Raw genomic sequence first — 23234 nt, forward strand, 5'->3', positions numbered from 1 at the left:
CGGCCCTCAGCGCCGGCTGTCGCGTGGTGGAGCCCCAATCTACCCCCGCCCTGCGCGGGGGACCGGGGGTTGGGCGGGGCGGCCCGGGGGGGGCGCGGGGTGGCCGCGCCCGGCCACTCAGGTCCGCGGGGCGCGGTAGAAGTCGAGGTCCGGGCCGAGCAGCGCCCGGACCTCGTCCATCGTCGCGGGCGAGGCATGGACGTTGCGGCTCGACTTCGCGACCGTGTTGGCCGGGTGTACCAGGGCCACGAGGGCGTCGCCGGGTGTGGTCCGGGTGGGGGTCCGGTTGATCAGGCGGCGGACGAACACCGCGTCCTCCGCCATGGCCTGGTCCGGGAAGGGTGAGCGGACCCAGAGGTCGCGGCGGAAGCAGAGGCTCTGGCCCGCGAGCCAGCGGGGCAGCCGGGACGGCCAGGTGAAGCGCCAGGCCACGTCGGCGGCGGGGTCGTAGTAGAGCAGGCTCGTCATGCCGCACAGGTCGGCCCGTCCCGAGGTCAGCTGCCGCACCTGCCGGCTCAGCCGGTCGGGGGCCTGCCAGTCGTCGTCGTCCCAGTGCGCGATGACGCTGCCCGTGGCCGCCTCGCAGGCGAGATTGCGCGCGGCGCCCACCGTGACGCGCCGGGTGAGCCGGTGGTAGCGGACGTTCGGCAGCTCCGGCACCAGGTCCTCGACGGGGATTGTTCCGTCGTCGACGATCACCAGTTCTTTGCGGGGGTGGTCCTGGCGCAGGAAGTAGGCGATCGCACGGGGTACGAACCGTCGCCGGTTGTGCGTCGGCATGATGCAGCTGACGAGCGGGAGCGTGTTCGCACTCGGGAGCGTGCTCATGTGCGGTCCGGGAGCGGGCAGGAGGCCCCGGTGCGGCGGTACTCCCGCCGTACCGCCGCAATGAGGTCCTCGTCGCCGACGGGCGTACCGCTCTCCAGGCCGCGGAGGACCGCGTGCAGGGCGGCGTTGCGGATCTGGCCGCCGGTCAGGTCGCACCGGCGGGCGGTGTCTGCCAGCACCCCGGGGCCGACCCGGTGGTCGTCGGGCAGGTGGGCGGACCACAGCCGGCGGCGCAGACCGGCGTCGGGCGGCACGAAGTCGACGGTCACGTCCATCCGGCGCAGGAAGGCCGGATCGATGCGGTTGCCCGCGTTCGTGGTGACCACGACGATGCCCTCGAAGGTCTCCAGCCGTTGCAGCAGGAAGTTTGTCTCCAGGTTCGCGTACCGGTCGTTGGCGTTCGCGACGTCGGTGCGCCGGGTCATCAGCGCGTCCCCTTCGTCGAGCAGCAGCATGACGTCCAACTCCTCCGCACGGCCCAGGAGCTGGTCGAGGTTGCGTTCGGTCTCCCCGATGTACTTGTTGACGACCGCACTGAGGTCCACCCGGAACATGTCGAGACCGAGCGTCGCGGCGAGGTGCCGCGCCGCCAGGGTCTTGCCGGTGCCGCTCGGCCCGCCGAACAGGGCGCGTACGCCGCGGTTGAGACCGCCGTGCCCGCCCCCGGCGGCCGTCGTCAGGCGTTCCCGGTGGCGGCACCGCATGGCCAGGGTGCGCAGTTCCGCCGCGGCGGCGGGGGTGAGCACCGGCGGGTCGCCGACCGGCAACGGATCCAGGGGGCGGGCCAGCACCTCCAGGCTCTGCCGGTCGAGCGTCCGGGTCGCGGCGGCGACGTCGGCCGGCGTGACCGCCGTACGGCCCGCCGTACGCGCTCCCGCGACGGCCAGCGGAGCCGCCCGGTGGATGCTGCCCGGGGTCAGCAGGAACCGCTCCACGATGGTGTCGAGGTCGGCCGCGCCACCCGTCACACCGAGCGCGGTCCAGAGCCTGCGGCGGTCCGCCGGGCCGCACGCGCCGAGGGTCACGGTCAGCGCCGGATCCACGGCCTCGCCGGTCACCCCGCCGGTGCGGCCGATCACGACGCCGAGCGGCTGGTCGACGCCGGGCGGGTGGGGCAGCGTCAGGGTCTCGCCCGGCCCGAGTGCGCACCGAACGACGGGGAACACGTCGCCGATCGAGGCGAGGGCGCCGAACAGCCGCCAGGCGTCGTCGCCGGGCTGCCCCTCGTACACCAGCAGATCCTTGTCGAGCGCGGCGGCCAGCGAGCCGAGCAGGGTGGTCCGGCCGGAGCCTGCCATCCCGCGGACGACCAGGGCCGCGACGGACCCGTCCCGCAGCAGCGCGGGCAGCCTCGGGACGACCGCGGCCGCGTCGGCGGAGAGCACGACCGCTTCCGGCGGCGGAAACTCCGCCCGCGGCCGGTGGGTCAGCCCGGCCGGCAGCGCGTCGGGGCCGATCCGGCCGGTCCGCAGCAGATCCCACACCGGCACCGGCACGCGCACCACCCACTCCGAGCGCGGGTCGGCCGGATTGTCGACCTCCAGCAACCCGCGGCGTACGAGGCTCTGCACCCGGCCGGTGAGGCCGTGCGCGGTGTGGGAGGCGTCGGCGAGCAGCCAGCCGAGCAGGCCGACGCAGGGCCGGCGCGACGGGAGGGGAGCCTGGAGATGGGCGAAGAGCGCGCCGAACCGGACGTCTTCCTCGATCAGCCCGGCCGCCATGAGGAGCAGCCGGTCGGGGGCGTCGAGCCGGTGCGGCGACGGCGGCTGTACGTGTGGTGTCGTGAGGGCATCGGAGTGCGCTGCGGCGCGGTACTCGTCGAGCCACGGCGGGTTCGCCAGGGGGTCGGACGCCGTGTGCGGCGCCTCGGCCAGCCTGCGCAGGATCCGGTCGAGCAGATCACGGCCGGAAAGGCCGGTCGTCGCAGTGATGGTCGGCATCTCAGTTCCCGCCGTCGAAGCCGTCGTAATCGAAACCGTCATGGCCGTCGTGGTCGAAACCTTCGTAGTGGAAGGCGATGATCCGGCCGAGGGCCGGGACCCAGCCCGGATCCTGGTCCAGGCCGCTGGACCGGGCGGCGAGGTCGATCTGGTGCAGGCCGAGGACCACGTCGACATGGGTCCGGCCGATGACGAGGGTTCCGGGCCGCGCGAACACCTCCGGGGTGAGCCGGTGCCGGTCCAGGAGGTCCCGCAGCCGGTCGGTGATCCCGTCGAGCCGCAGCGATGTGGGGGCGGGCGGGTCCCGGCCGTCGAGTTCGGCGAGGAGCCGCCAGATCGGGTCCCGGTCTTCCCGGTCTCCGGTTCGGGGTCCGGTGGCGAACGCGTCGGGCAGCAGCCAGGCACCGAGCGCTTCGAGGGTCGCCCAGCCGGACACGGGCCCGGGGCCCGGCTCGTGGGCGCCGGCGCGCGGGAGGTCCAGCCAGGTCATGAGGTTGACCGCGTAGAAGAGGGTGGCGAAGCGGCTCTCGACGACGGTGCCCCCTCGGGCGGCCTCACCGACGGCCGGGCTCTCGCCCCTGGTGCGGGCTTCCGCGCGTTGCGGGTCGGGGGTCGGCGTTCCGATCGCATCGGGTGGGCGGGGCGTCTCGGCCGGGTACGAGTCCGACCGGTCGTCGGCGGGCACCTCCACCGGTCGCCGCGCGGTGCCGGTCGTTCCGGTGGTGCTGGTGGTGCCGGTCGTGCCGGTCGTGGGGCGCGTTCCGGCCGGGTCCGGACGACGTACGGCATGGGCCGCCGACCGGGCGCTCGGCGGCCGGTCGGACGCGGTGGGCCCGAAGTCGGCCGGTGCGTCCGCCCGTTGACGGACGCCGGGGCTCGTCGCACAGGCGTCGGCCTGGTCTTGCGTGGCGTACGCGTACGGTCCGGCGGGGTCCGGGGCCGCCGGGTCCGCAGGCCGCAGCAGGTCGTCGACCTCCCTGGCGAGGCGGCCGTCGCGGGCGACCCACGGCGTGGCCGCGAGGGTCAGTCCGAGGGCCAGCAGCGCCCGTCCGGCGGGCCGGAGCGCGGCGCCGGCCTCCGACCGGTACGACGCCAGGGCGAGCGACCGATCCGGTGCGGGGGCGGGCAGCCGATCCGGTGCGGTCATGGCCCCGGCCGAGGCACTCCCTGCCCTTGCTCCGGCTCCGTCCCCGGCCCTGGTCGACACCGCCTCCACCCCGGCCTCGACCGACTCCGCCGAGGCCCCGATTCGCCCCCGCGCAAGCCCCGTTCGCGCCTCCGTCGCGTGAAATGCCGTCAGGACCGCGCTGATCACGGCCCGCGCCTGGGCGTCCGACAACAGGCTTATCGCGCGTACGGCGCCCCCCGGGAAACCCGGCGAGGACCGCACCAGTTGGGCCAGCGTCGCGGGTACCCAGGCCGGCCGGTCCAGCCAGATCCGGGCCAGTGTCGTGCCGGGGCCCGCCGAGCGCACCCCCCTGCGGATCTCCGCCGGCCAGTACCAGCGGTCCGCAGCGCGGTCGGCGCCCAGATCGGCCGTCAGGCAGGTCATGGCCTCGACCTCGTCGCTGAACACCACCGCCGTGCAGTCGGGCGGCGTCGGGCCCAGGGCAGGCCGGGCCGCGCTCCCGCGCAGGGCGGCGACCCGGTCCCGTACCGTGCGGGGTTGTGCGGCGGGCACGCTCAGCCGCCGGATCACCAGCACGGACCGGTCCGGCACCGACGGGACGAGGTCGAGCGCACGGACGGCCGCGTACGCGTCGGGCGTGTCGTGCCGGGGGCGGTGCAGGCGCATCCTGGCGATGCGTACGGTGTCGCTCACGTGGCGGTGCCCTTCGGCGTGTCCGCGGCCTCGGAGGCCTTGGTGACCGTCCCGCCGTAGCTCTGCCGCCAGGGCAGGTCGGTCATGAACACCACGTAGGTCGGGATGGTCTCGGGGGCGTCGAGGTTCTCCCGGACCCAGTAGAACGTGAGCCGGACTCCCCGCTCGTCGGAGTTGAACGAGGTGAGTTCCGGCGGCAGTTGCCAGGACTGACGCAGCGCGAAGTCGGCCACCGACCAGTCGATGACGCCGCCGAAGTTCGCCGCACCGCCGAAGAAGGTCCACGGGTCGAACAAGGACCCGGTGAAAGCGGCGGACGGTTTCCTGCCCGTCGACGCGGCCGAGGCTGCGTCCTTGCTCGCGGCGATGGTCCCGTTCTGGAAGGCGGCGGGCAGGAACCCCACCGGGGGCAGCAGCCCGAAGTGCCGCGTGGCCTCGATGTAGCGGGCGTTCCCGCCGGCGGCGATCAGGTCGATCTGCTCCTGGAACTGCAGGAACCGCGCCTGGCCGTCGGCGTCGCGCCGGTCGGCCACCGTTGCCGACCAGCCCGAGGGGGCGGGATCGGGGGTGGTGATCCGGCGCCGGGCCGACCAGTTGTCGAGGTCGACCACGCGCTGGCCGTCCCAGCGGAAGACCGCCAGGGGCAGGTCCAGGTCGGTGAGGTCCGCCGGGGCCAGACGGTCGAATCCCGAGTACGCCGGATCGAAGGTGAAGGGGTAGACGGGGAGGTTCACCAGCTGTTCGGCTCCGAAGCACCAATGGGCGGTCAGATTGCGCAGGTTGTCCGTCGTGGTGCCGACTCCGAAGACCGTGGTGAGGGCGGGCAGGGCGATCGCCCGGATCTCCACCCCCTCCGCGGTCCAGCGTGCCGCGCACCCCGGTGACAGGGTGCTGTCCGGCGACGCGGCCAGCGGCACCTGCCCCTGCCGCTGCTGGACCGGGCGGGCCGTGAGCAGGTACGCGCCCGCGGCGACGCCGGAGCCCGTGCCGCCGCCCGAGCAACGCATGAAGACCGCGGTGTTGACGGTGGTGGTGGTCGAGAGGGCCAGCGGCAGCGTGATCGTCCGCGCGGCCACGACCGGCTGCCCGGACGGGGTGATGCCGGTGCCCGCGGCCACCGTGAGGGTGGTGGCGCCCGAGGTCACCCAGAGTCCCTGGACGACCCCGGCACCGGCCGCCCGGCCGATGCGGGTGTCCCGGGCGAGCAGGCTCGCCTGACCGGTCGCCAGGTCCTCGGCGGCGAGCAGCCGCCCGTTGACGTAGTTCGGCAGCAGCGCGCCGCCGGTGAAGTCCGACCCGATCGTCTGGCTGCTCATCGCTTCTGTCCCCGCCCGCTGGTCGCCTTCGGCGCGGCGGTCCTGGCCCGGGTGGTCGTGCGGCCGGCCGGGGCGGGATCCGGCTCCTCCGCGTCGGGCGCCGGGACCCGGTGGAAGACCACGATGCTCGCCTCACCCCGGTCCCAGCCGGTGAACTCGACCGCGCCGCTGTCAATCCAGCTCGCCAGCGCGGTACTTCCGGAGGCGGCACCGGTGAGGGTGAAGTCCTCGGTGGGGAAGACGAAGCGCACGTAGGCCGGGAACGGGCTGTTGCCGGCAGGCGCGTTCGTCGTGACGTGCCAGACGTTGCCGTGCCTCGGGTCCTGGGTCGGGCCGGTGACCGTCAGCGGATCGCCGGTGGTCTCGTCGTACGCCCGCACCTGCGGGGTCTGGACGATCATGTCGTGCCGGGTGCCCCGGGGTTCGGGGTGGAACCACAGCTCGAAGTCCAGCTGTTCCGCCGTCGCGCCGGTGTCGGTGATCGTCACGAAGGGAGTGGGGGTGGGGTTGGCGGCGGCCGGCGGGGCGACCTCGGCCGCGGCGGTCGGCGGGTCCTGAGCGGTCTGCGCGTTCTGCGCGTCCTCGGGCAGCAGGGTGCTCGTCGTCCCGTTCGCCGTCGTGTAGGCCAGGACGGCTCCCCCGCTCGCGGAAGTGTTGAGGAAGCGGACGCCCCGCTGGTCGCGCCATTGGTTCAGCGTCCAGCCGCCCCCGATGACCACCGCGTCGGACTCGAACCGCGCGCTCAGTTGCTGACCGGCAGTGGGCTTGAACCCGGACGGAGGGGTCAGCGTCCATACGTTCGCGTAGGTCGCGGATTCCCCCTGGGCGAACGGCTTGCCGGTCGCCGTGAACGCATAGGTGGCTCCGGCCTCCGTGGTGACCTGGATCGGACCGGTCAGGGTGACCGCGTAGTCCACCAGATGGAACCAGGCGTCGATGGTGAAGGCACCGGCCGTGGGCGGGGAGGGGACCAGCGTCGCCAGCTCGACCGGTTCTCTGTCGATCCGCTCCGGCGGGGGCAGTTCCTGGATCAGCTGGGTGTTCAGGACGCTGGGCCGTCCGGCGTCTTCGACATGCATGTCGTAGATGGTGCTGACGTCTGTGCTGAGCCCGTACATCTGGAGGGCCCCGAGGAGGATCGCGGGGTCCGAGGACCGCGACGGGGTGATCAGGTCCGGTTCGAGCCGGGGCCTGACCTCGCTGACCCAGATGGCGAAGATCTCGTCCCAGATGCGCGCCGCCTGCCACCTGGCGATCTCGTAGGCCACCAGCGGCGTGCCGAACTCGTCTATGTCACCGGGGCCGTTCGGCGCGATGTCGGCCAGCGCACGGACCGCGGCGAACAGCGCGTCCTCGTCCGGGAAATTCCCCTGTGGCTGCTCGACGACCGCGACCGAGGCGAGGAGCCGTCCCAGCCGTCGGTCGCTGTCCCAGCGCGGCATCTCCGGGGGGTCCCAGCGCAGTTCGATGGTCCAGGAGTCGCGGACGCGGGACGCCACCTGGGTCTGGTCGCCGGTGCCGCACGGCCGGCCGGGCAGCGGCACCAGGCCGTCCAGGCACTCGGCATAGCTCGCGACGACATAGATCGTCGAGGCCCCGGAGCCCTCGGTGTGCTCCGCGACGATGCCCGGATGTGCCTGTTCCTGGGCCGTCAGCCAGTCCTGGAGCCGGAGGCACTGGGACTCGGGGACGATGAACTCCCGCCCCCGCTGGTCGATGCCCGATCCGCGGCTGACGGCGACGACGTAGTCCCCGCTGCTGTCGGGGGCCGGGTCTACGGACACCTGCAGGCCGTAACTGGTGCCGTACCCGTGCAGCAGGCGCCGGTGCCGGTAGGTCTTCTCCTGTTGGTACAGCTGTTCCTGGACGAACTCGTCGAGGCCGAGCACCATCCCGTACGAATAGTTGACCCGCAGGTCGGGGCTCAGCGTTCCCGTGGACAGGGAGACGCAGGGCCCGGTGGTGGGCTCCGTGGTGGTCATCGCGGACTTCTCCTGATCTCAAGAAGGCATCGTGCGGCGTCTACAGGGCGTGCAGGGCGCCGATCCGGTCGCGGTCGCTCACGACGCGGTCGGTGATGTCGAAGGGGTGGGCGTAGCCGAGGTAGCCGGCGGCGAGCACGCCGCTGCCGGTCACGATCGGCGTGAACGACGGGCCGGCCACGACCTGGGTGTCGATGCCGAGCCGGGCCCGGCCGATCACGAACAGGTCCTGGAAGCGGCTGACCTCGAACGCGGTGTGGCCCGGTTTCGCCGCGGCCACGATGCGGGTCACCATGGCGGCGGCGTCCGCCGACAGGTCACCGGGCACCAGCACGTCGAACCGGTGGGCGAAGCGGCGGACCCGGGTCCGCGGGTCGTCGTCGGCGGTGCCGGGCGCCGGGGCGGCGGCGTCCCGGGTCAGGAACCGCTCCACGACCCGGATCCCCGTCGTGGCCGCCGCCCCGCCGCACTCCCCCACGGGGTCGAAGATCCGTTCGTCCACGACCGGATCGAGGAACACCCGCAGCGTCGCGACGAGACCGGGGACCGTGCCCCGGCGGCGGTAGAACGTGTCGACGTGCCGGATCAGGAAGCGTCGCCGTTCGGTGTCCCACAGCGGGTCGAGGGCGAGCCCGAACCAGGCCGCCAGCCAGGGCAGATCGGCGGTCGGCGCGGTGCGCGCGTCGAGCAGCAGGTGCGTGTGCTCGATGCGTTCCTCGATCGCGGTGTAGAGGCCCTCGGGGTTGGCGAGGAACCGCTCCAGGAAGCGGTCGGGGCTCTGGGTGCCCGTGTAGACCTCGGGCAGGTAGTGCTCGGGGTAGGAGAACCGCGGGTACCAGGCGCGCAGTGAGCGCAGGAGCGGCGAGGAGCGGCCGGTGCCGGTGAGGGTGATCTCCAGTTGGAGGTAGCGGCCGGTGACCCCCTGGAACAGCAGCTCCCAGGTGCCGGTGGCGTCGGGCAGGGTGCCGTCGGGCTGCCGGCGGTCGGCCCAGACGTCGGTCCAGGGCAGTTCCGGGCCGCCGGAGCGCCGGTACGGGGCCGGCTGGTCGAGCCAGGGCCGCAGCGACAGCAGGGCGGGGTCGTCGTCGGCGCGCGCCCGGACGGTCACGCCGGTGCCGGTCGGCACCTGGGCGTCCAGGAGGAGCCGGTGCCATACGCATCCCGGCAGCCTGCTGTCGAAGGTGTCGCCCGGGACCGTCCCGGTGGTGTCGACGGCGGTGACGAGTGTCGCCGTGGTGGCGAACCGGCACTCGTTGAACACCTCCAGGGAGATCCAGCGTTCCCCGAAGTCGTACCAGGCGCCCGCTCCGGAGCGGACCAGCGCCCGCCCGGCCCACCGGCGCATCGGCAGGAAGTCGTCGTGCGCCCGCACCGTGCCGGTGTCGGGGTCCAGGTCGAAGGCGATCACTTGGGCGCCCTCGGCGTCGGCCACGTAGAGGACCGGTGGTGGCAGCGGGCCCGTCGCGGGCGGCCCCGCCAGGTAGCAGAAGTCGTGGCCGAGCAGCGAGTACAGGGTCGGGGTGTTCGTGGGGTCGCGGGGGTCGACGACCTCGACGACGTCCTGGAGTGGTGTCGTCCAGCGCAGTCGTCCCCCGTCGAAGCGGTAGAGCGTGGAGTGGCCGCGGCCGGGGTCGGCGTCCAGGACCAGCACGCTGCCGTCGGGTCCGGGTTCGATGGCGACGGCGTGCAGGGGGTTGCCCTCCGCGTCGGCCAGCGGCCAGGGCTCGGGCACGGCGGGACCGGTCGCCGGCGGTGCCGGGGTGCCGCCGACGGGCCCGAACTCCGCGGTGGAGGTGGTCTGTTGTTCCTCTCGGCCGCGGAGCCGGAAGTGCTCGTCGAGCCGCCAGTACGCGGAGTGCGTGGCGTCGAGGACGAGAACGCCGCCGTCGGCGGTGTCGGCGAGGTCCCACGGGTCGAACGCGTCGCCGTCGGGCCACGGCAGCCGCAGGGGTGCGCCGCCGCCACGCAGGTCGAACACGAGCAGCCCGGCCTCGCACGGTGTCTGCCGGCCGCGGTAGCCCACGAGCAGGTACTGGTGGGTGGTGACCGCGAGCCCCTGGAGCAGGATGTCCACCGGCGGACAGGCCCCGGAGTGCGTGAACGTGCCGGGTTCGGCGCTCCGGCAGGCGCAGTTGTCCGCCAGGTCGTCGACGGACCACCAGGTGGACGCCGCCCGGGCGGACACGGCACGGCCGCGAATGGTGCGCCGGTCGGCGTCGATCCAGTACCAGTTGCCGTAGGTGTCGCGGCCGGAGCCGCGGCGGATGTCCGGGGCGAGGGGCGGGGTGCGGGCCGCCCGGCGGAACAGCGGGGTGTCCCGGCGCAGCCGGAGCACGCCGAGGTCCGGGTCGTACTCCCAGGCGGTTCCGTCGGTCGCGGGTGCGGTGTCGGACCACGCGTCGGAGAGGGTGCGTCCCGAGGCCGCGTCGGTGCAACGGCCCCAGTCGTCCATCCCGTTGACGACGTGGTACTGGGAACCCTGTACGTCCATCGTTCACAGCTCCTTGGCGTGGTGATCCCCGGTGCGGCGGTCGCCGGTCAGCAGGTGTCGGGTACGACCGGGACCGGCACCTGGGTCGGCGGTGCGGGCCGGCTGCCGCCGATCAGGGCGGCCGGGTCGGGCGCGGGCCCGGAGACGACGGTCACGGTCGCGGCCGGCAGGCGCAGGCCGCTGATCGGCACCGCGTCCACCGGTGAGACCACGCTCCCGTCGGCGTCGGTCATGGCGATCAGGACGGAGTCGACGTAGCGCACCCCCGGGACGCGGGTGGCGATCGCCTCGATGTCCTGGGGCCGGACGTCGACGCCCAGGGGCCAGCCGGTGCCGGTCGCCGCGGGTGCGATCAGGCCGTCGCCGTCGGCCGCGGTGGCCGGCAGTCCGCCGGTCAGCGGGGAGAGGTACGTCTCCACGGCCCGGGTGACGGCCTGTTCGACGATCGACGGCACCTGGCCGGGCAGCGCGACGATCCCGACGGAGACCCGGATCGGCTGGTACTCCGGTCCGCGCACGTGCAGTTCGGTGGTGATCAGCCGGCGCGGGTCCAGCCAGCCGCAGACCGCGCCCAGGAACTGCCGGTCCGGCAGCGGGGCCGTGGGGCGCAGCGGGTCGGAGCGGGGAATGACCAGGACGGTCACCATCCCGGCCCAGTCCTGCGGTTCCCCGGGCCGGTCGGGGTTGAACAGGGGCAGCACCTCGACCCGGCCGAGGTCGACGCCCGGGGTGCGCCGGGTGAGGTCGCGGAAGTCGTCGGCGGTGACGAGCCGGTCGCGGTGGCGCAGCCAGCGGGTCACGGCGCTTTCGCCGTCGGCGGTGGACTCCCCGTCGCCCGCGCCCCATGTCGGCACCGGGTTGGTGACACTGAAGCCGCCGGGGAGAGCGGCGCTGCGGTTGATCCCGCCGATCGCGACCTGTCCCTGGAGTCCGCCGCCGGAGGAGTACGAGGCGCGGATCGCGGCCCCGCGCGCGGGGCGTCGCCCGGACAGGCCGTTGCCGAACAGGAGCTTGCCGGTGGCGCGTTCGAGGGTGAAGACGGTGTCGTCGGGTCCCGCGGCGTAGATGTCGTCGATCTCGGACCAGGCGTGCCAGGTGTCGTCGGTGTCCTGGACCTCGACGGTGAGGCCGCCCGGCGCGTCGTCTCCCAGCACCGGGGTGCGGGCCAGGGTGAAGGTCTGGAAGGGGGTGCCGGTGCCGGTTCCGACGCGCTCGGCCGGGATGGTCACGGACTGCACCACGCGGGCGGCGTTGACTCCGGCCCAGGTGATGCGGCCGGTGGGGCCACCGGTCGCGGCCGACAGTGCCGCCAAGGTCGTGGTGGACGAGGTCGTGGTGGACGAGGTCGTGATGGCAGAGGTCGTGGTGGAGGAGCCGGTGGCCGAACTCCCGCAACCGCAACCGCAGTCCGTGCCTGTACCCGTGCCTGTACCCGTGCCGGTGCCGGTGCCGGTGCCGGTGTCCGTGCCGGCCGCCGTGGGCTCGTACCGCAGTCGGATCCAGGTCACCAGGCGGGCGGCGACCGCCGCGTCGTCGACCCGGGGCGGGAAGTCGCCGGTGCCCTCCTCCTCGGGGTCGAAGTCCCACAGCAGCAGGTTTTCGTAGGGCGGCAGCGTGACCTGGACCAGGCCGGGCCGGTCGAGGACCGGCTCGGCGTAGGTCACCGGCAGCCGGGTGTAGCGGGCCGGGCCGACCCCGAAGCCGGGGCCGGACCGGCCGGACGGGTCGGATTCCGGTGCGGCGATCTCGAACACCAGCCCGGGGTCGACGGTCCGGGTGCCGGTGTGTTGCGGCGGCAGCACCTGACCGGCGACCCGGGTCGCCGGGTAGACGCCGATCGACAGGCTCTGGCCGGCGATCGCCCGGCGTACCGCGTCGAGGTCGGCGTTCTTCGGTGCGAGCAGCGCGACCCAGAGCGAGCGGTCGACGGTGCCGTTCACCGGGTCGCCGAGGTCGACGACCGGATCCGGCTTGCCGGTGGCCGGCGGATCGAGCGCCACCGGCTTGTAGAAGGTGAGGACGTCGGAGTCGGTCTCCAGGAACGTCTGGTAGATGAGCTGGTACCGGCTGCGGGTGGCGGCGTCCAGGGCGGTCTGCGGCTGCTTGTAGTACAGCGCCGACGTCACGGGCAGGACGGCCAGTGGGGTGCTCGTGGTGAACGGGACCTGCCCGGCCCGCAGTTCGGTGCCGGTCGGGAGTGGCAGCGGCGGGGCGAGCGGCCCCTTGTCGTTGCCGACCGTGACCAGGCCGGTGCCGGGGCTCGGCGGCTGGAGGGCGATGCCCAGCATGCCGAGGAACTTGAGCCGGTTGGCCTCGGGGATCCGGTTGGCGCGGTAGAGCAGGTTCTCGGTGAGGAACGCGAACAGTTCGAGGAGGGTGACACCGGGGTCCGACTCGTTGAGGTTGGACCACTCCGGTGTGTGCACCGGTACGCGGGCCAGCGCCTCCTGGACGAGCTGGTCGAAGGAACGGTCGTCGAGGACCGGAATCGGCAGGGTCACGGCTGGTCCTGGCCTTCCGCGCCGAGGGTCATCCGCAGTCGTTCGCGGATTCCGGTGGCGATCAGGGTGTAGACGAGGGTGAGGTCCACGTCGCGGGGGTCGGCGGCGTTGACGTCGGCGGTGACGTCGTCCAGTCGGATGCGCGGCTCCCACCGGGTCACGGCGCGCTGGACGTCCTCGACGATCAGCCGGAGCGTGGCCACCGTGTTCGGTTCGAACAGGTACCGGTCCAGGCCGCAGCCGAAGGCCGGGCGTTCGACCCGTTCCCCGGGGCGGGTGCGCAGGATCGTCACGACGGACTCGCGGACGTTGGTCTCGCCCGCCGACCGGACGATGCCGCCGTCGGGGCCGACGCGGGGCGGGAACGAGATGCCCTGTCCGTAGAGCACTGCCGGCGTTGTCATGGTGTCGCTCCTTTCGGGGAGCCCGTTGCGAGGAGGCCGGTGCGCAGGCCGATGGGAGGCGGGAGCGGACCGGCGAAGGTGAAGGGGTGGCTCGGTGCGCCGAGCACCGGCGGGCAGGGGTCGCGGGCGAGGACGGTACGGATGACGTGGGCGGTGGGGTCGCGCACGTCGGGGTCGCCGTCGGACACCGGGACGAACCCGTAGAAAAGCGTGCGGGTCGACCGGCCGCCGGCCGCCATGCCGAGCGTGGCCGCCGTGGATCCGGGCGGTGCGAAGGCGGCGACCGGGGTGGCGTGCAGCGGCAGTTGCCGCTCGCCGGGCAGCAGCGCGTCGTCGGGTCCGGCCGCGGCGGCCGGGCGGATGACGAAGAACGGCCGTTCGCCGAGCGCTGGTTGTACGGCGTGGTCGGGAATCCCGGGCCGGCGGCAGACGAGGCTCGCCGCGACGAGGTAGTACTGGTGGGCCGTCGGCCAGTACAACGGGTAGGTGCCGTCGGGGGCCGGGTCCGGAGGGAGGCCGGCGAGGTCCGTGGGCGCCCGGCCGCCGGTGCCGCCGACCATCGCCAGGAACACGTCGAGGAAGGCGTCGGTGTCCAGTTCGGCGATCAGCGGGCGCAGGAACGCCGGGCTCGTGGTGCCGATGGTGTCCGCGGTCCACAGCGGTGCGGGGGCGGTCCACTGGAGCCGCTCCGGTCCGGCGGTCACTGGAGGTTCCCGGGGCCGCCGGTGTAGATCTTGCCGACCACGTTGTTGGCGATGAGCGTGTCGCACTGGAGCGCTCCGTCGTGGGTCCACATCGCCGGGCTCGACTTGGCCGAACCCGCGTCGATCTGGAGGGCCTGGGCCTTGATGGAGAGGGTGCTCGCGGCGGTGAGGGTGATGCCGGCCGGTGCCATCTCCAGCGAGTTGCCGCCGGAGTCGGCGAGCCGGATGGTGCTGCCGCCGTCCTCCAGGGTCAGCTGCTGGCCGCCCGGGGTGCGCAGCGACAGTGTGACGGCGCCGTCGGTGTCGTCGAGGGTGATGCGGATCCCGGTCCGGGAGACGATCGACCTGAGGTTGTTGCCGTCGTCCATCGACTCCGGCGGCTCGTCCTGCCCGTTCCACAACGCGCCGATCACATAGGGCCAGTTGGGGTCGCCGCCGCCGAAGCCGACCAGCACCTCGTCGCCGGTCTCCGGCACGAACCAGGTGCCCCTGCCGCCGCCGGCCATCGTGGTCGCGAGGCGGGCCCATACGGCGTACTCGTCGCCGCCGGAGTCGGGCGACCAGGGCAGCCGCACCTTCACCCGGCCCTGCCGTTCGGGGTCCTGGTTGTCGCAGACCACCGCGGGATACATCCCGAAGTACGGTGCGCGCGGGGTGGTCATCGGGCACTCTCCAGTCCGGGCCGCTCGACGTCGAACTCGGTGCGGTAGCCCTGTGCGAGGTCGTAGCTGTGCCGGACCCGGCAGACGTAGTACTCGCCGCCGAAGAGGACGCCCAGGCCGGTGAGGCGCACCCGGATGCCGACGCGCAGGGCGGGGTTGCCCGCGGTGAGGCCCGTCCCGGACACGAACCGGCGGGCCCGCTCCAGGTAGGCGGCCTTCGCCTGGGCCCGCGCGTCATCGCCGGCGAGCGGGGCGGACCGGACGATCCGTTCCCGGCGGTCGGCGAACGCGGCCGCCAGGACCGACGATCCGCCGCGCTGGCCGGGTGCCAGCTCGGCGGCCAGGTCGGCGGCGTCCGCGGTCTCCACGACGGCCGCCTTGTCCGCGACCGACCAGCCGGTCACCGCGAGCTCCGTGACCTGGTGCGCCAGGTCCGCGCGGACGGAGAACGACAGCAGGTCGCCGCCGTAGTCCAGGCTCAGCGTGTCGCCGTCCCGGTCGGGGCGGCGCCGGACGCGCAGGGTGTCGTCGTCGAGCTGGACCTCGCCGTCGTCGCTGCGGGCGAGGCCGCGCAGGAAGGCCAGGTCGCTCTGGTTGAGCTGGGCGGTGACCTTGCGGGCCGGGCCGTCGAGGCCCACGTCCGCGGTCAGGCCGTGGTCCCGGGCGAGCCGGTCTGCGATGTCGGCGGTGGTGGCGTCGTCGAAGGTGCGGGTCCGCCGGGTGAGCCGGAGGTCCTGGAGCCGGTCCTCGGCGAACACCAGCACCCGCGCCGGACGGTCGGCGGGGTAGTCGGCCTGGAGGGCGCTGACCTTTCCGTCGAAGACCGGTCGGTCCGTTCCGTCGGTCGCGAAGGACACGCTCAGCGGGGTGCCGAGGTCGATCGGGTCGCCGTTGAGGTAGCGGTAGCCGGGGACCGCGTCGCGGGCTCCCCAGTTGCTGAAGGTGGCCTCGCACCAGGACAGGCCGACGGTGGTCTCCTCGACCGTCAGCGCCATCAGGTCGCCGGCCGCGCCGCGGTCGACCGCCCCGTTCAGGGCGATGACCGGGGTGGACACGTAGGCCGCGAGCAGGGGGCTCATGGCTCAGTCCGCCAGCAGCCGCTGTTCGCGGGCGCGGGTCTCGCGCGCCCAGCGGCGCAGTTGCTCGCCCAGGTCCGTGGCCGGCCGGCGCGGTGGGCTCCCGTCCGCGGCGGTGTCCGCGTCCGGTCCCGCCGGGGTGTCCGGTTCGAGGATCTCCAGCTCGTTGATGTCGATACGCACGGGTGGTTCAGTCCTTCCGGGTCACGAGATACGGGCACTGGGGTCGAGGACGGTGCCCGGGGGCAGCAGCCTCGGGTTGTCGATGCCGTTCGCGGCGGCGATGGTCTTCCACGAGACCCCGGCGCCGGACCGTGCCGCGATCGACTGCACGGTGTCCCCGGACTGGCTGAGCGTCAGCGGTGTGGTCCCGACCGGGGCGGCGGGGCCGGCGGCCGCCCCGGTTCCGGCGCCGAAGCTCACGGGCGGGGCGGGCGGCGGCGGGGCCGCGCTCTGGTCGGGCGGCCGCACCTCGGTGAGCGTCATCTCCACGGTGGCCCGCAGCGGGATCCCGGTGTCGGAGAAGAAGTCGATGGTCTGGCCGAGGCTCTGCACCACGCCCTCGAACAGGAACGAGCCCCAGGCGAACCGCATCCCGCGCCGTGCCGGGGCGCTGGCGTTGGAGGTGTCCGGCTTGGTGAACTGGACGATCTGCTCGGTCTTGGCCTGCACCGTGGTGTTCTCCGCGCTGGTGTCGAAGAGCAGTTCGACGCTCAGCGTGGTCGACTGGCCGGTCTGCTGGGACGCGAACTTGCTCAGGGCGCCCGACTTGGTGGCCGCGTCGGCGCCGGTGACGCCCGTCGGGCTGTAGGTGAGCCGCAGACTCTTCGGATCGAAGTCGACGACGAGGTGGACGCCCGGGTCGACCTGGACGTGCTTGACCAGGTCCCATTCGGTGATGGTCGCCGTGCCCATCAGAGGGACCCCCCGCCCAGTGAGGCCGTGGCCGGGGTGCCGGGCGCGGCGGAGGGCGTGCTGTCGTCGGGCAGGGCGATGTCGAGGTGCTCGTAGACGAGCCCGAGTTCCTCGACGGCGATCAGCCCGTCGCGGGCGTGCAGGGCCGGCGCGCGCATCCGTACCGGCAGGCAGCGGGTCAGGGTGAACCGCAGCGTGGGGGTGCCGTCGGCCGCCCGCAGGGTGATCGTGCCGTGCGCCGTGCGGACGGTGCCGGGCCGGGTCCCCCGGGTGAACCACTGCCAGAGCTGGAGGTTGCCGGTCATACCGCGCCGCAGGGTGAGCTGTCCATGGGTGACGGGTCCGACGAGGTGGACCTGGCCGTCGTTGAGCCCGCCGACCTCGACGGTCCTGGGCTGCATCGTCATCTCCAGGCCCTCGCACTCGGCGAAGGCCGCGTCGCACAGCGGGCCGGTGAAACCGGGGGTGGCGATGTCCAGGTCGAGGGTCACGTCGAAGCGGAACGCGGTGAAAGGCGGATCGTTGGCCGTCATCGTCAGCCCTCCCGTACGTCGAGCAGGCCCTCGCCGGAGCGGACCAGGCTGATGGTGATGAACTCGACCGGACTGGTCGGGGCGACCTGAAGCGTGATGATCACGGTGCCGTCGGCCCCCTCGGCGGTGGTCACCCGGTAGTCCGCGAGCGCGCCCTGGGCGGCCAGCGCGGCGAGGACCCGCTCGAACCGTGCCCGCACCAGCTGCCGGAACCGGTCGTTGTCGGTCTCGAAGGTGTAGCGGGCGCCCTGTGCCAGCGCGGTCCTGCGCAGCAGGATCAGCAGCCGCCGTACGGAGAGCTGGAGCAACGCCGGATCGGCCGACAGGGTGTGCGCGCTGAGTGCGGTGATGGTGCCGGGCCGTTGGCGCAGCAGATTGGCGTGCGCGTCGAACAGCTTGGTGGTCTCGGTGTCGGTCAGTGCCGGGACGAGCTGGACGGGGCCGCGCAGCGGCAGGTTGGCCGGAGCGATCCAGGCCCCGCGGGCCCGTTCGCGGGCGGCGATCGTGCCGGCCACCATGCCGTCGGGCGGCACGGTGCGCAGCGGCGCCGTGGAGCGGGGGTCGTTCTCCAGGACGCGCAGCCAGGGGTGCCAGTAGGCGGCGTAACTCAGCGGCGACGTGCCGGAGGTGCCGGCGTCGGACAACGGCCCGCGGGTGGTGAGCCGTTGCTGCCAGCCGAGTACCAGGTCGGCGTCGTAGTGCGCCGGGACGCCGAGCAGCGCCACCAGGTCGCCGCGGGCCGCACACATCGTCACCAGCGCGCTCTGTACGTCGACCAGCGCGGCCTCGTCGTACCCGGCCGGGTCGTCGAGGACGGGCGGGCCGGGGGCCGTGTCCGGGTTCGCGGGGGCCGGGGACCAGCCGAGGTGGGTGGCGTCGGGTACGGCCACCAGGGCGACCTCGTCGACCTCCAGCAGGGCGTGGATCCCGGTGAGCCGGCCGGGGGGCCGCGCCAGTCCGGTCAGTTGGGCCGCATCCTCGGTCAGGGTGTACACGGTCGCCGTGGTCAGCGCCGGGTCGGTGAAGGACCGTACGGGGAAGGTGCCGAGGTCGTCGGAGCCGGTGACGTCGGGGTCGGCGGCGTCGGTGACGGCGCCGGGCGGGCTCATGCCGACCGGCACGACGAGGCCGGCCGCGGCGGCCGACAGGGAGTCGGGGTCCGCGCGCAGCACCATCGACCGGCCGTTGTCGGGCGCCTGGTCGTCGGCGGGTTGCAGGACGTCCGTCCAGACGGGCCGAATCGTCGGGACCGGCCGGACCGTCGCCGAACCGGCCGGGGACACGGCCGCGTTGAAGGCGAGATCCGTCTGCCGGTCGAGTAACCGCGCGCCGTCGGACCCGAGTTGCCGGATCACCAGGTCCATCCGCAGCAACTCGGCCGAGATCACCGGGAGTTCGGCGGGGAGTCCGGCCAGGGCGCCCGGGTCGGGGCGGTCCTCGGCCGCCGTGTCCGACATGGCGGTGTACGGCATCTCGGTGTCCATGGCGACCGCGGCGGTGCCCGGCAGGAGGCCTCGCACCCGGGTGTACAGGGCGGGGCGCTCCGGTCCGAAGGTGAACCGCAGCAGGTCGCCCGGCTGGACCGGGACCGGGGCGCCCGTCGCGGGCAGGAACTGCCCCGGGGCCGTCGGGGTGGACCGCCGGTAGCTGCCCGCGAGGGCCAGCGGCCGGGACAGGAGCTGGGTGGCGAGCTGGATGCCCGCGGACCAGGCGCCCGGCCAGGCCGCCTCGACGACGGCCCCGGTCACGGTGCCGTCCGGCTGCCAGATCCGCAGCCCCGGCACCGTCCACCGGGCCGGGCGGGCGCCGGGACCGGCCACCCGCACCACGTGGCAGCGCCGCCCGCCGTTGTCGAAGAACGCCCTGACCGCCCCGGCCAGGCGCGCGTACACCGGCACGCCGGCGTCGGTGGCCAGCACCAGTTCGCCCCCGAAGACGGCGGCGAACTGGTTGACGTCCTCGACCGCGACCGGCAGGTCGAGCGGACCGAGCGGGGCGAATCCCACGAAGGCCGCGACGTCCAGCCGTAGCGGCAGGTCGGCCGCGGGGGGTGCGGCGGCGACGTCGACGCCCGGCAGGCGTCCCGAGAACGTGAGGGTCGAGGCGGCCATGGGGGCTACTCCACGCTCATGTCTTCGACGGACAGGACGAGTTCCTCGATCGCGACCTCGGAGCCCGCCTTGGCGTTGAGCGACGGCGCGGTGTAGCGCAGCGGCCGTGCGTTCAGCAGGGTCCAGGTCATCACGGGGCCGTTGTGCGCCTCGTCCTGCAAAGACACGTGCACGGTGCGCAGCGCGGACTGGTCGCCGGTGCGGATCGCGTCCACCCACTGGAACAGGTCCAGCGCGCCGATCAGCCCGCGTTTGAAGGTCACGTCGCCGATCTTGTAGACGCCGTTCACCTTGACCGGATGGTTGACCGGCGAGTTCCCGGCGCGGTAGTCCGCCGAGGTCACCTCGATGTTCATGCCGCTGACCTCCTGGAAACCGCCGCGCACCGTGCTCGCGTCGCCGGTCGCGAAGTCGACCAGGAAGTTGAAACCGCCGTAGGGATTGTCACGTTGGGTTGCCATTGCCGCTCCTCATCGGTTGGCCGCTGTCAGCCGTAGGTGTCGCCGTCTCTCAGGCCGTCTGGGTGGCCGTCCACTGGCTGATCCGGAAGACGACGAACTCGGCGGGCTTGGCCGCCGCGACGCCGACGACGCAGATCAGCCGGCCGTTGTCGAGGTCGTCGGCGGTCATCGTGGAGGCGTCGCAGCGCACGAAGTACGCCTGCTCGGGCTTGGCGCCCAGCAGGGCACCGCTCTTCCACTCGTTGAACAGGAACCCCTCGACCGTGTGCCGTACGGCGTCCCAGAGGGCGGGCCCGTTGACCTCGAAGACGACCCACTGGGTGCCCTGGTCGATCGACTTCTCCAGGAAGTTGAAGTACCGGCGGATGCTGAGGTACTTCCACTCCGGGTCGTCGGAGATCGTCCGGGCGCCCCACACGAGGAACCCGGGACCGGGGAAGAAGCGCAGGCAGTTGACGCCCTGCGGGTTGAGCAGTTCCTGCTGGGACTTGTTCAGCCGGGTCTCGAAGTCGAGCGCGGAGCGGACGACCTCGTTGGCCGGTGCCTTGATCACGCCGCGGGCGGTGTCGCTGCGCGCCCAGATCCCGGCCATGTAGGCGGCGGGCGGAACGTCGACCCGGGTCCCGTCGAGCGGGCTGCTGACGGTGATCCACGGGTAGTACAGCGCGGCGTGTGTCGAGGACCGCTGGTTGCGGTAGTCCAGCGCCTCGTCGGGCAGGAAGCCCGGCGGCGTGTCCAGCGCGGCCACCCGGTAGACCATCCGCTCACTGTGGTTGATCACCGCGTTGGCGATCGCCCGTGCCTTGCCCTGGGCGGCGGTCGTACGGTCCCAGCCGGTGGAGGAGCCGGGCGCGGCGACGATCGAGATGTCGTCGACCGACTCGAAGGCCGGCAGCCCGTTGAACGGCAGCGCGGTGGGGTTGTTCTGGTAGTCGGCGAAGCCGGTCGGGTCGCCCTCGTACTCGGTGACGTCGGGGGCGTTGCCGTCCGAGCCGCCGGTGAGGGTGACGACGCGCTGCCGCAGTTGCAGCGGGGTCGTCGTCACGGGGCTGGTCTCCAGGATGCCGGCGTCGAAGAGCGCCGCGGCGATCACCCGGGGCAGGTCGTCGGGCGACACCTGGCCCAGCCCGGCCACGCCCTCCACCGCGATCGGAACACTGAGCGCGGCGCGGCGGGTGGGCGGATTCGCCGTGAGGACGGTGGTGATGCCGGTGCCGACCGCCCGGGGGTCGAACCCGAACTCCCCGACCGCCTGGGGCGGGCCGAAGGCGGGCAGGCCCTGGGCGTCGACGGTCGGGTGCTGTACCTCGACCAGGGCGGTGAGCGGGTAGACGCCACTGGCCTGGTCCAGCGCCAGATCGAACGCGCCCCCGGTGAGGGTCCAGGCCCCGGTGGTGGTGTTCCGGCGGACGGTGAACACGCCCTTGTCGTCGGACGCGGTCCTGGTCGCCCAGACGGTGTCGAACTCCCGTACCCGGGTCAGGTCACCGGCGGCGGTGAGCGCGTTGGTGCCGGCGCGGAGCGTGAGGGTGACGCGCAGGTTCCCGGCCTGTCCGGGGAAGCGCGCCCGCAGGCTCAGCCGGACCGCGTCGGTGTCGCGGGGCACGGAACCGACACCGTGGTCGTCCTCGGGGGCGCCCGCGTCGGTACGGGCGAACGTGCGCATCACGTACAGGCTGCTGCCGCCCTCGTCGAAGAAGCCCTTGACGCCGAGCGCGAGGTAGTTGGGGAAGCGGCCGGCATTCTCGAATTCGAGATCGACCGCGTCGCCGTAGACACGGGTGAAGTCGGCGTAGGAGGTGAGCAGTTCGGGTCGGCCGCTGGTGGGGCCGGAACGGGTGGGCCCGATGAAGGCCGCCGTGCTGGTGCTGACTCCCTGGATCGTTCGGGGGCCAGCGACCTCTTCGACATAGACACCGGGTGCTAGGTATTGGGGCATCGTCGGGTCGCCTCCGCGGCTCGTTCGACTGGGCTGGGGCTGGGCTTCGTTGGGTTGGGCCCGGGCTCGGGAATCGAGCCGGGGTTCACGAGGGCACCACCGTGAGCGGCAGTACCAGGGCGGTACCGAACGCGAGCGTCTCGGTGACGGCCGGCTGGGGTCCGCCGCCGAGGTCGATCTGCGCGGGCGCCTGCCCGAGGATCGAGTCCAGGTACGGCGGGTCCTGCGGGGCCGAGTCCACCGGCCGGCGCAGGGCACCGGGCCGGCAGCGGACCGCGACGGTGACCGGCCAGGTGAGGGAGGCGAGGCCCGCGGATCCGGCTGCGGGGCCTGCCGCCGATGTGCCGGGCGGCTCGGGCAGTTCGGGCAGCGCCTCGGGGTAGGGAAGACAGAGCAGGAAACGGCCCTCGGCATCGCTCACGGTGGAGTAGCGGCCGGCGTCGGTCGACACCTCCACCACCCCCCACCCGAGGGGTCCCCCGTCCGGGGCGCTGTGGAGCTCTCCCCGGACGACCGCCCAGCCCGACGGCGCCTGCCGCCCCGGGGCCGGGTACAGCGGTACGGCGACGGGCGTACCGACCGGCACCTCGGCCAGGAGGGTCGTCGGCAGATACCGGCGAGCGCGGTCGGTCACCCGGACCACGAACGGCTCGGGAGCCGCCGGGACCGGCCAGTTCAGCGGCTCACCGCCGGTGGAACGGGCCCGCTGGTAGGCCCGTCGGCCCGGCAGGCTGCCGAAGCCCAGCAGGTCCGAGAACGGTGAGGGGGTCGCGCGGACCGTCGTCGCCGGATCGTTCTCGGGCCAGGCGACGGCACTCAGGCCGTCCCGGGCGAACGCGGCACCGGCCGCGTCGAAGCAGCGCACCGCCAGCGGGGCCCGGTACCCGATCCGCTCGCGCTCTTGGGGGACGCCCATCAGCCGGCCGCCGTTCCCACGGCCAGTTCGCGCACCTGGACGGGCGCGCCCTGCGGCACGGTGAGGTCGGACTCGACGCGTACGACGCGGGCGATGTACGGCACCGACAGCTGGAGGCTGCCCGGGAGTACCTGCCAGAGCTGGAAGACGTCGTTGTCGCTCATTTCCATGGGCACCAGCTCGACGGTCTCCTCGGGCCGGAACACCCCCGGTACGGCGGCGTTGAGGAAGCCGGACGACAGCACCGGGCTGTCGGCGATCGTGCGCATCGCCCAGCCGAGCAGGTCGTGCTCGGTGGACGCGTCCTGCCCCCAGGCGGTGAGGAGGAACGAGATCCGCACCGGCAGCGGGCGACGGTGGTCGGACGCCGCCGGTGGCAGGGTGCGCTGTACCTGGTCGACGGTCACCTGGTAGACGAAGACCGAGACGCCCTGGGCCATCGGCGTGGAGAAGTCCTTGCCCTGGTACACGTCGAACTGCGGCTCGATCCCGCCGAGCAGCGCCGGCTGCCACGCCTGCCGAAGCAGCCGGGCAACGGCCTCGGCCACCGATCCGATCGACTGGTAGTTCGCCACCGCGTTGTCCCTCCGTTCTCTCGTCCCACGGACCATGGCAGACCCCCCGTGACCACGC

At 73.4% G+C, this 23234-nt stretch carries 19 protein-coding genes; all 19 read right to left on the reverse strand.

Annotated features, from left to right (window positions below):
- Nucleotides 1–117: 117 nt before the first annotated feature.
- Entirely contained in the window at nucleotides 118–828 is a 711-nt protein-coding gene (locus tag ACFWXC_RS18995) for a glycosyltransferase family 2 protein (protein WP_384480063.1), read from the reverse strand.
- Complete coding sequence (locus ACFWXC_RS19000) at nucleotides 825–2768, reverse strand: ATP-binding protein (protein ID WP_384480065.1); 1944 nt, start codon at nucleotides 2766–2768, stop codon at nucleotides 825–827. Before ACFWXC_RS19000 ends, ACFWXC_RS18995 begins: the two co-directional genes overlap by 4 nt.
- A gap of 1 nt (nucleotide 2769) precedes the next feature.
- Complete coding sequence (locus ACFWXC_RS19005) at nucleotides 2770–4590, reverse strand: hypothetical protein (RefSeq protein ID WP_384480067.1); 1821 nt, start codon at nucleotides 4588–4590, stop codon at nucleotides 2770–2772.
- Complete coding sequence (locus tag ACFWXC_RS19010) at nucleotides 4587–5906, reverse strand: hypothetical protein (RefSeq protein ID WP_384480069.1); 1320 nt, start codon at nucleotides 5904–5906, stop codon at nucleotides 4587–4589. Before ACFWXC_RS19010 ends, ACFWXC_RS19005 begins: the two co-directional genes overlap by 4 nt.
- Complete coding sequence (locus ACFWXC_RS19015; RefSeq protein WP_384480071.1) at nucleotides 5903–7888, reverse strand: hypothetical protein; 1986 nt, start codon at nucleotides 7886–7888, stop codon at nucleotides 5903–5905. The genes ACFWXC_RS19010 and ACFWXC_RS19015 overlap by 4 nt, the downstream gene beginning before the upstream one ends.
- A 40-nt stretch (nucleotides 7889–7928) precedes the next feature.
- The gene (locus ACFWXC_RS19020) at nucleotides 7929–10379 is read right to left on the reverse strand and encodes a phage tail protein (protein ID WP_384480073.1); all 2451 of its coding nucleotides are present in this window, start codon (nucleotides 10377–10379) and stop codon (nucleotides 7929–7931) included.
- Between the two features lie 47 nt (nucleotides 10380–10426).
- Complete coding sequence (locus ACFWXC_RS19025) at nucleotides 10427–12880, reverse strand: putative baseplate assembly protein (protein WP_384480075.1); 2454 nt, start codon at nucleotides 12878–12880, stop codon at nucleotides 10427–10429.
- Nucleotides 12877–13284, reverse strand: coding sequence for a GPW/gp25 family protein (locus ACFWXC_RS19030; RefSeq protein ID WP_384480077.1), 408 nt, complete (start codon nucleotides 13282–13284; stop codon nucleotides 12877–12879). The genes ACFWXC_RS19025 and ACFWXC_RS19030 overlap by 4 nt, the downstream gene beginning before the upstream one ends.
- Nucleotides 13281–13988, reverse strand: coding sequence for a hypothetical protein (locus ACFWXC_RS19035; protein WP_384480079.1), 708 nt, complete (start codon nucleotides 13986–13988; stop codon nucleotides 13281–13283). The genes ACFWXC_RS19030 and ACFWXC_RS19035 overlap by 4 nt, the downstream gene beginning before the upstream one ends.
- Nucleotides 13985–14650 (reverse strand): phage baseplate assembly protein V, encoded by a 666-nt coding sequence (locus ACFWXC_RS19040; protein WP_384480081.1) that lies wholly within the window; start codon nucleotides 14648–14650, stop codon nucleotides 13985–13987. The genes ACFWXC_RS19035 and ACFWXC_RS19040 overlap by 4 nt, the downstream gene beginning before the upstream one ends.
- Nucleotides 14647–15729 carry a phage late control D family protein gene (locus tag ACFWXC_RS19045; protein WP_384480083.1) on the reverse strand — a complete coding sequence of 361 codons (1083 nt, stop codon included), beginning with the start codon at nucleotides 15727–15729 and terminating at the stop codon, nucleotides 14647–14649. The genes ACFWXC_RS19040 and ACFWXC_RS19045 overlap by 4 nt, the downstream gene beginning before the upstream one ends.
- Nucleotides 15730–15732: 3 nt before the next feature.
- The gene (locus tag ACFWXC_RS19050) at nucleotides 15733–15909 is read right to left on the reverse strand and encodes a hypothetical protein (protein ID WP_384480084.1); all 177 of its coding nucleotides are present in this window, start codon (nucleotides 15907–15909) and stop codon (nucleotides 15733–15735) included.
- A 21-nt stretch (nucleotides 15910–15930) separates the two neighbouring features.
- Entirely contained in the window at nucleotides 15931–16641 is a 711-nt protein-coding gene (locus ACFWXC_RS19055; protein ID WP_384480086.1) for a LysM peptidoglycan-binding domain-containing protein, read from the reverse strand.
- A complete protein-coding gene (locus ACFWXC_RS19060; protein WP_384480088.1) occupies nucleotides 16641–17174 on the reverse strand; it encodes a phage tail protein in 534 nt (177 codons plus the stop codon). Before ACFWXC_RS19060 ends, ACFWXC_RS19055 begins: the two co-directional genes overlap by 1 nt.
- Before the next feature lie 2 nt (nucleotides 17175–17176).
- Complete coding sequence (locus tag ACFWXC_RS19065; RefSeq protein WP_384480090.1) at nucleotides 17177–19285, reverse strand: hypothetical protein; 2109 nt, start codon at nucleotides 19283–19285, stop codon at nucleotides 17177–17179.
- 5 nt (nucleotides 19286–19290) lie between these two features.
- Entirely contained in the window at nucleotides 19291–19746 is a 456-nt protein-coding gene (locus tag ACFWXC_RS19070; protein ID WP_351742814.1) for a phage tail protein, read from the reverse strand.
- Nucleotides 19747–19795: 49 nt separating this feature from the next.
- Entirely contained in the window at nucleotides 19796–21685 is a 1890-nt protein-coding gene (locus tag ACFWXC_RS19075; RefSeq protein ID WP_384480092.1) for a phage tail sheath family protein, read from the reverse strand.
- Between the two features lie 85 nt (nucleotides 21686–21770).
- On the reverse strand, nucleotides 21771–22601 hold the full coding sequence (locus tag ACFWXC_RS19080; protein ID WP_384480094.1) for a hypothetical protein: 831 nt from the start codon (nucleotides 22599–22601) through the stop codon (nucleotides 21771–21773).
- A complete protein-coding gene (locus ACFWXC_RS19085; protein ID WP_384480096.1) occupies nucleotides 22601–23176 on the reverse strand; it encodes a DUF4255 domain-containing protein in 576 nt (191 codons plus the stop codon). Before ACFWXC_RS19085 ends, ACFWXC_RS19080 begins: the two co-directional genes overlap by 1 nt.
- Between the last annotated feature and the right edge of the window lie 58 nt (nucleotides 23177–23234).

This window comes from Streptomyces sp. NPDC058683, assembly GCF_042716195.1.
Taxonomy (GTDB): Bacteria; Actinomycetota; Actinomycetes; order Streptomycetales; family Streptomycetaceae; genus Streptomyces.

Excerpts from the sequence above, each read along its gene's own strand:
- ACFWXC_RS19000 (WP_384480065.1), bottom strand. The coding sequence starts at position 2,768 with ATGCCGACCATCACTGCGACGACCGGCCTTTCCGGCCGTGATCTGCTC.
- ACFWXC_RS19045 (WP_384480083.1), bottom strand. The coding sequence starts at position 15,729 with ATGAGCCCCCTGCTCGCGGCCTACGTGTCCACCCCGGTCATCGCCCTG.
- ACFWXC_RS19065 (WP_384480090.1), bottom strand. The coding sequence starts at position 19,285 with ATGGCCGCCTCGACCCTCACGTTCTCGGGACGCCTGCCGGGCGTCGAC.
- ACFWXC_RS19030 (WP_384480077.1), bottom strand. The coding sequence starts at position 13,284 with ATGACAACGCCGGCAGTGCTCTACGGACAGGGCATCTCGTTCCCGCCC.
- ACFWXC_RS19040 (WP_384480081.1), bottom strand. The coding sequence starts at position 14,650 with ATGACCACCCCGCGCGCACCGTACTTCGGGATGTATCCCGCGGTGGTC.
- ACFWXC_RS18995 (WP_384480063.1), bottom strand. The coding sequence starts at position 828 with ATGAGCACGCTCCCGAGTGCGAACACGCTCCCGCTCGTCAGCTGCATC.
- ACFWXC_RS19020 (WP_384480073.1), bottom strand. The coding sequence starts at position 10,379 with ATGGACGTACAGGGTTCCCAGTACCACGTCGTCAACGGGATGGACGAC.
- ACFWXC_RS19070 (WP_351742814.1), bottom strand. The coding sequence starts at position 19,746 with ATGGCAACCCAACGTGACAATCCCTACGGCGGTTTCAACTTCCTGGTC.
- ACFWXC_RS19075 (WP_384480092.1), bottom strand. The coding sequence starts at position 21,685 with ATGCCCCAATACCTAGCACCCGGTGTCTATGTCGAAGAGGTCGCTGGC.
- ACFWXC_RS19015 (WP_384480071.1), bottom strand. The coding sequence starts at position 7,888 with ATGACCACCACGGAGCCCACCACCGGGCCCTGCGTCTCCCTGTCCACG.
- ACFWXC_RS19055 (WP_384480086.1), bottom strand. The coding sequence starts at position 16,641 with ATGGGCACGGCGACCATCACCGAATGGGACCTGGTCAAGCACGTCCAG.
- ACFWXC_RS19060 (WP_384480088.1), bottom strand. The coding sequence starts at position 17,174 with ATGACGGCCAACGATCCGCCTTTCACCGCGTTCCGCTTCGACGTGACC.
- ACFWXC_RS19010 (WP_384480069.1), bottom strand. The coding sequence starts at position 5,906 with ATGAGCAGCCAGACGATCGGGTCGGACTTCACCGGCGGCGCGCTGCTG.
- ACFWXC_RS19080 (WP_384480094.1), bottom strand. The coding sequence starts at position 22,601 with ATGGGCGTCCCCCAAGAGCGCGAGCGGATCGGGTACCGGGCCCCGCTG.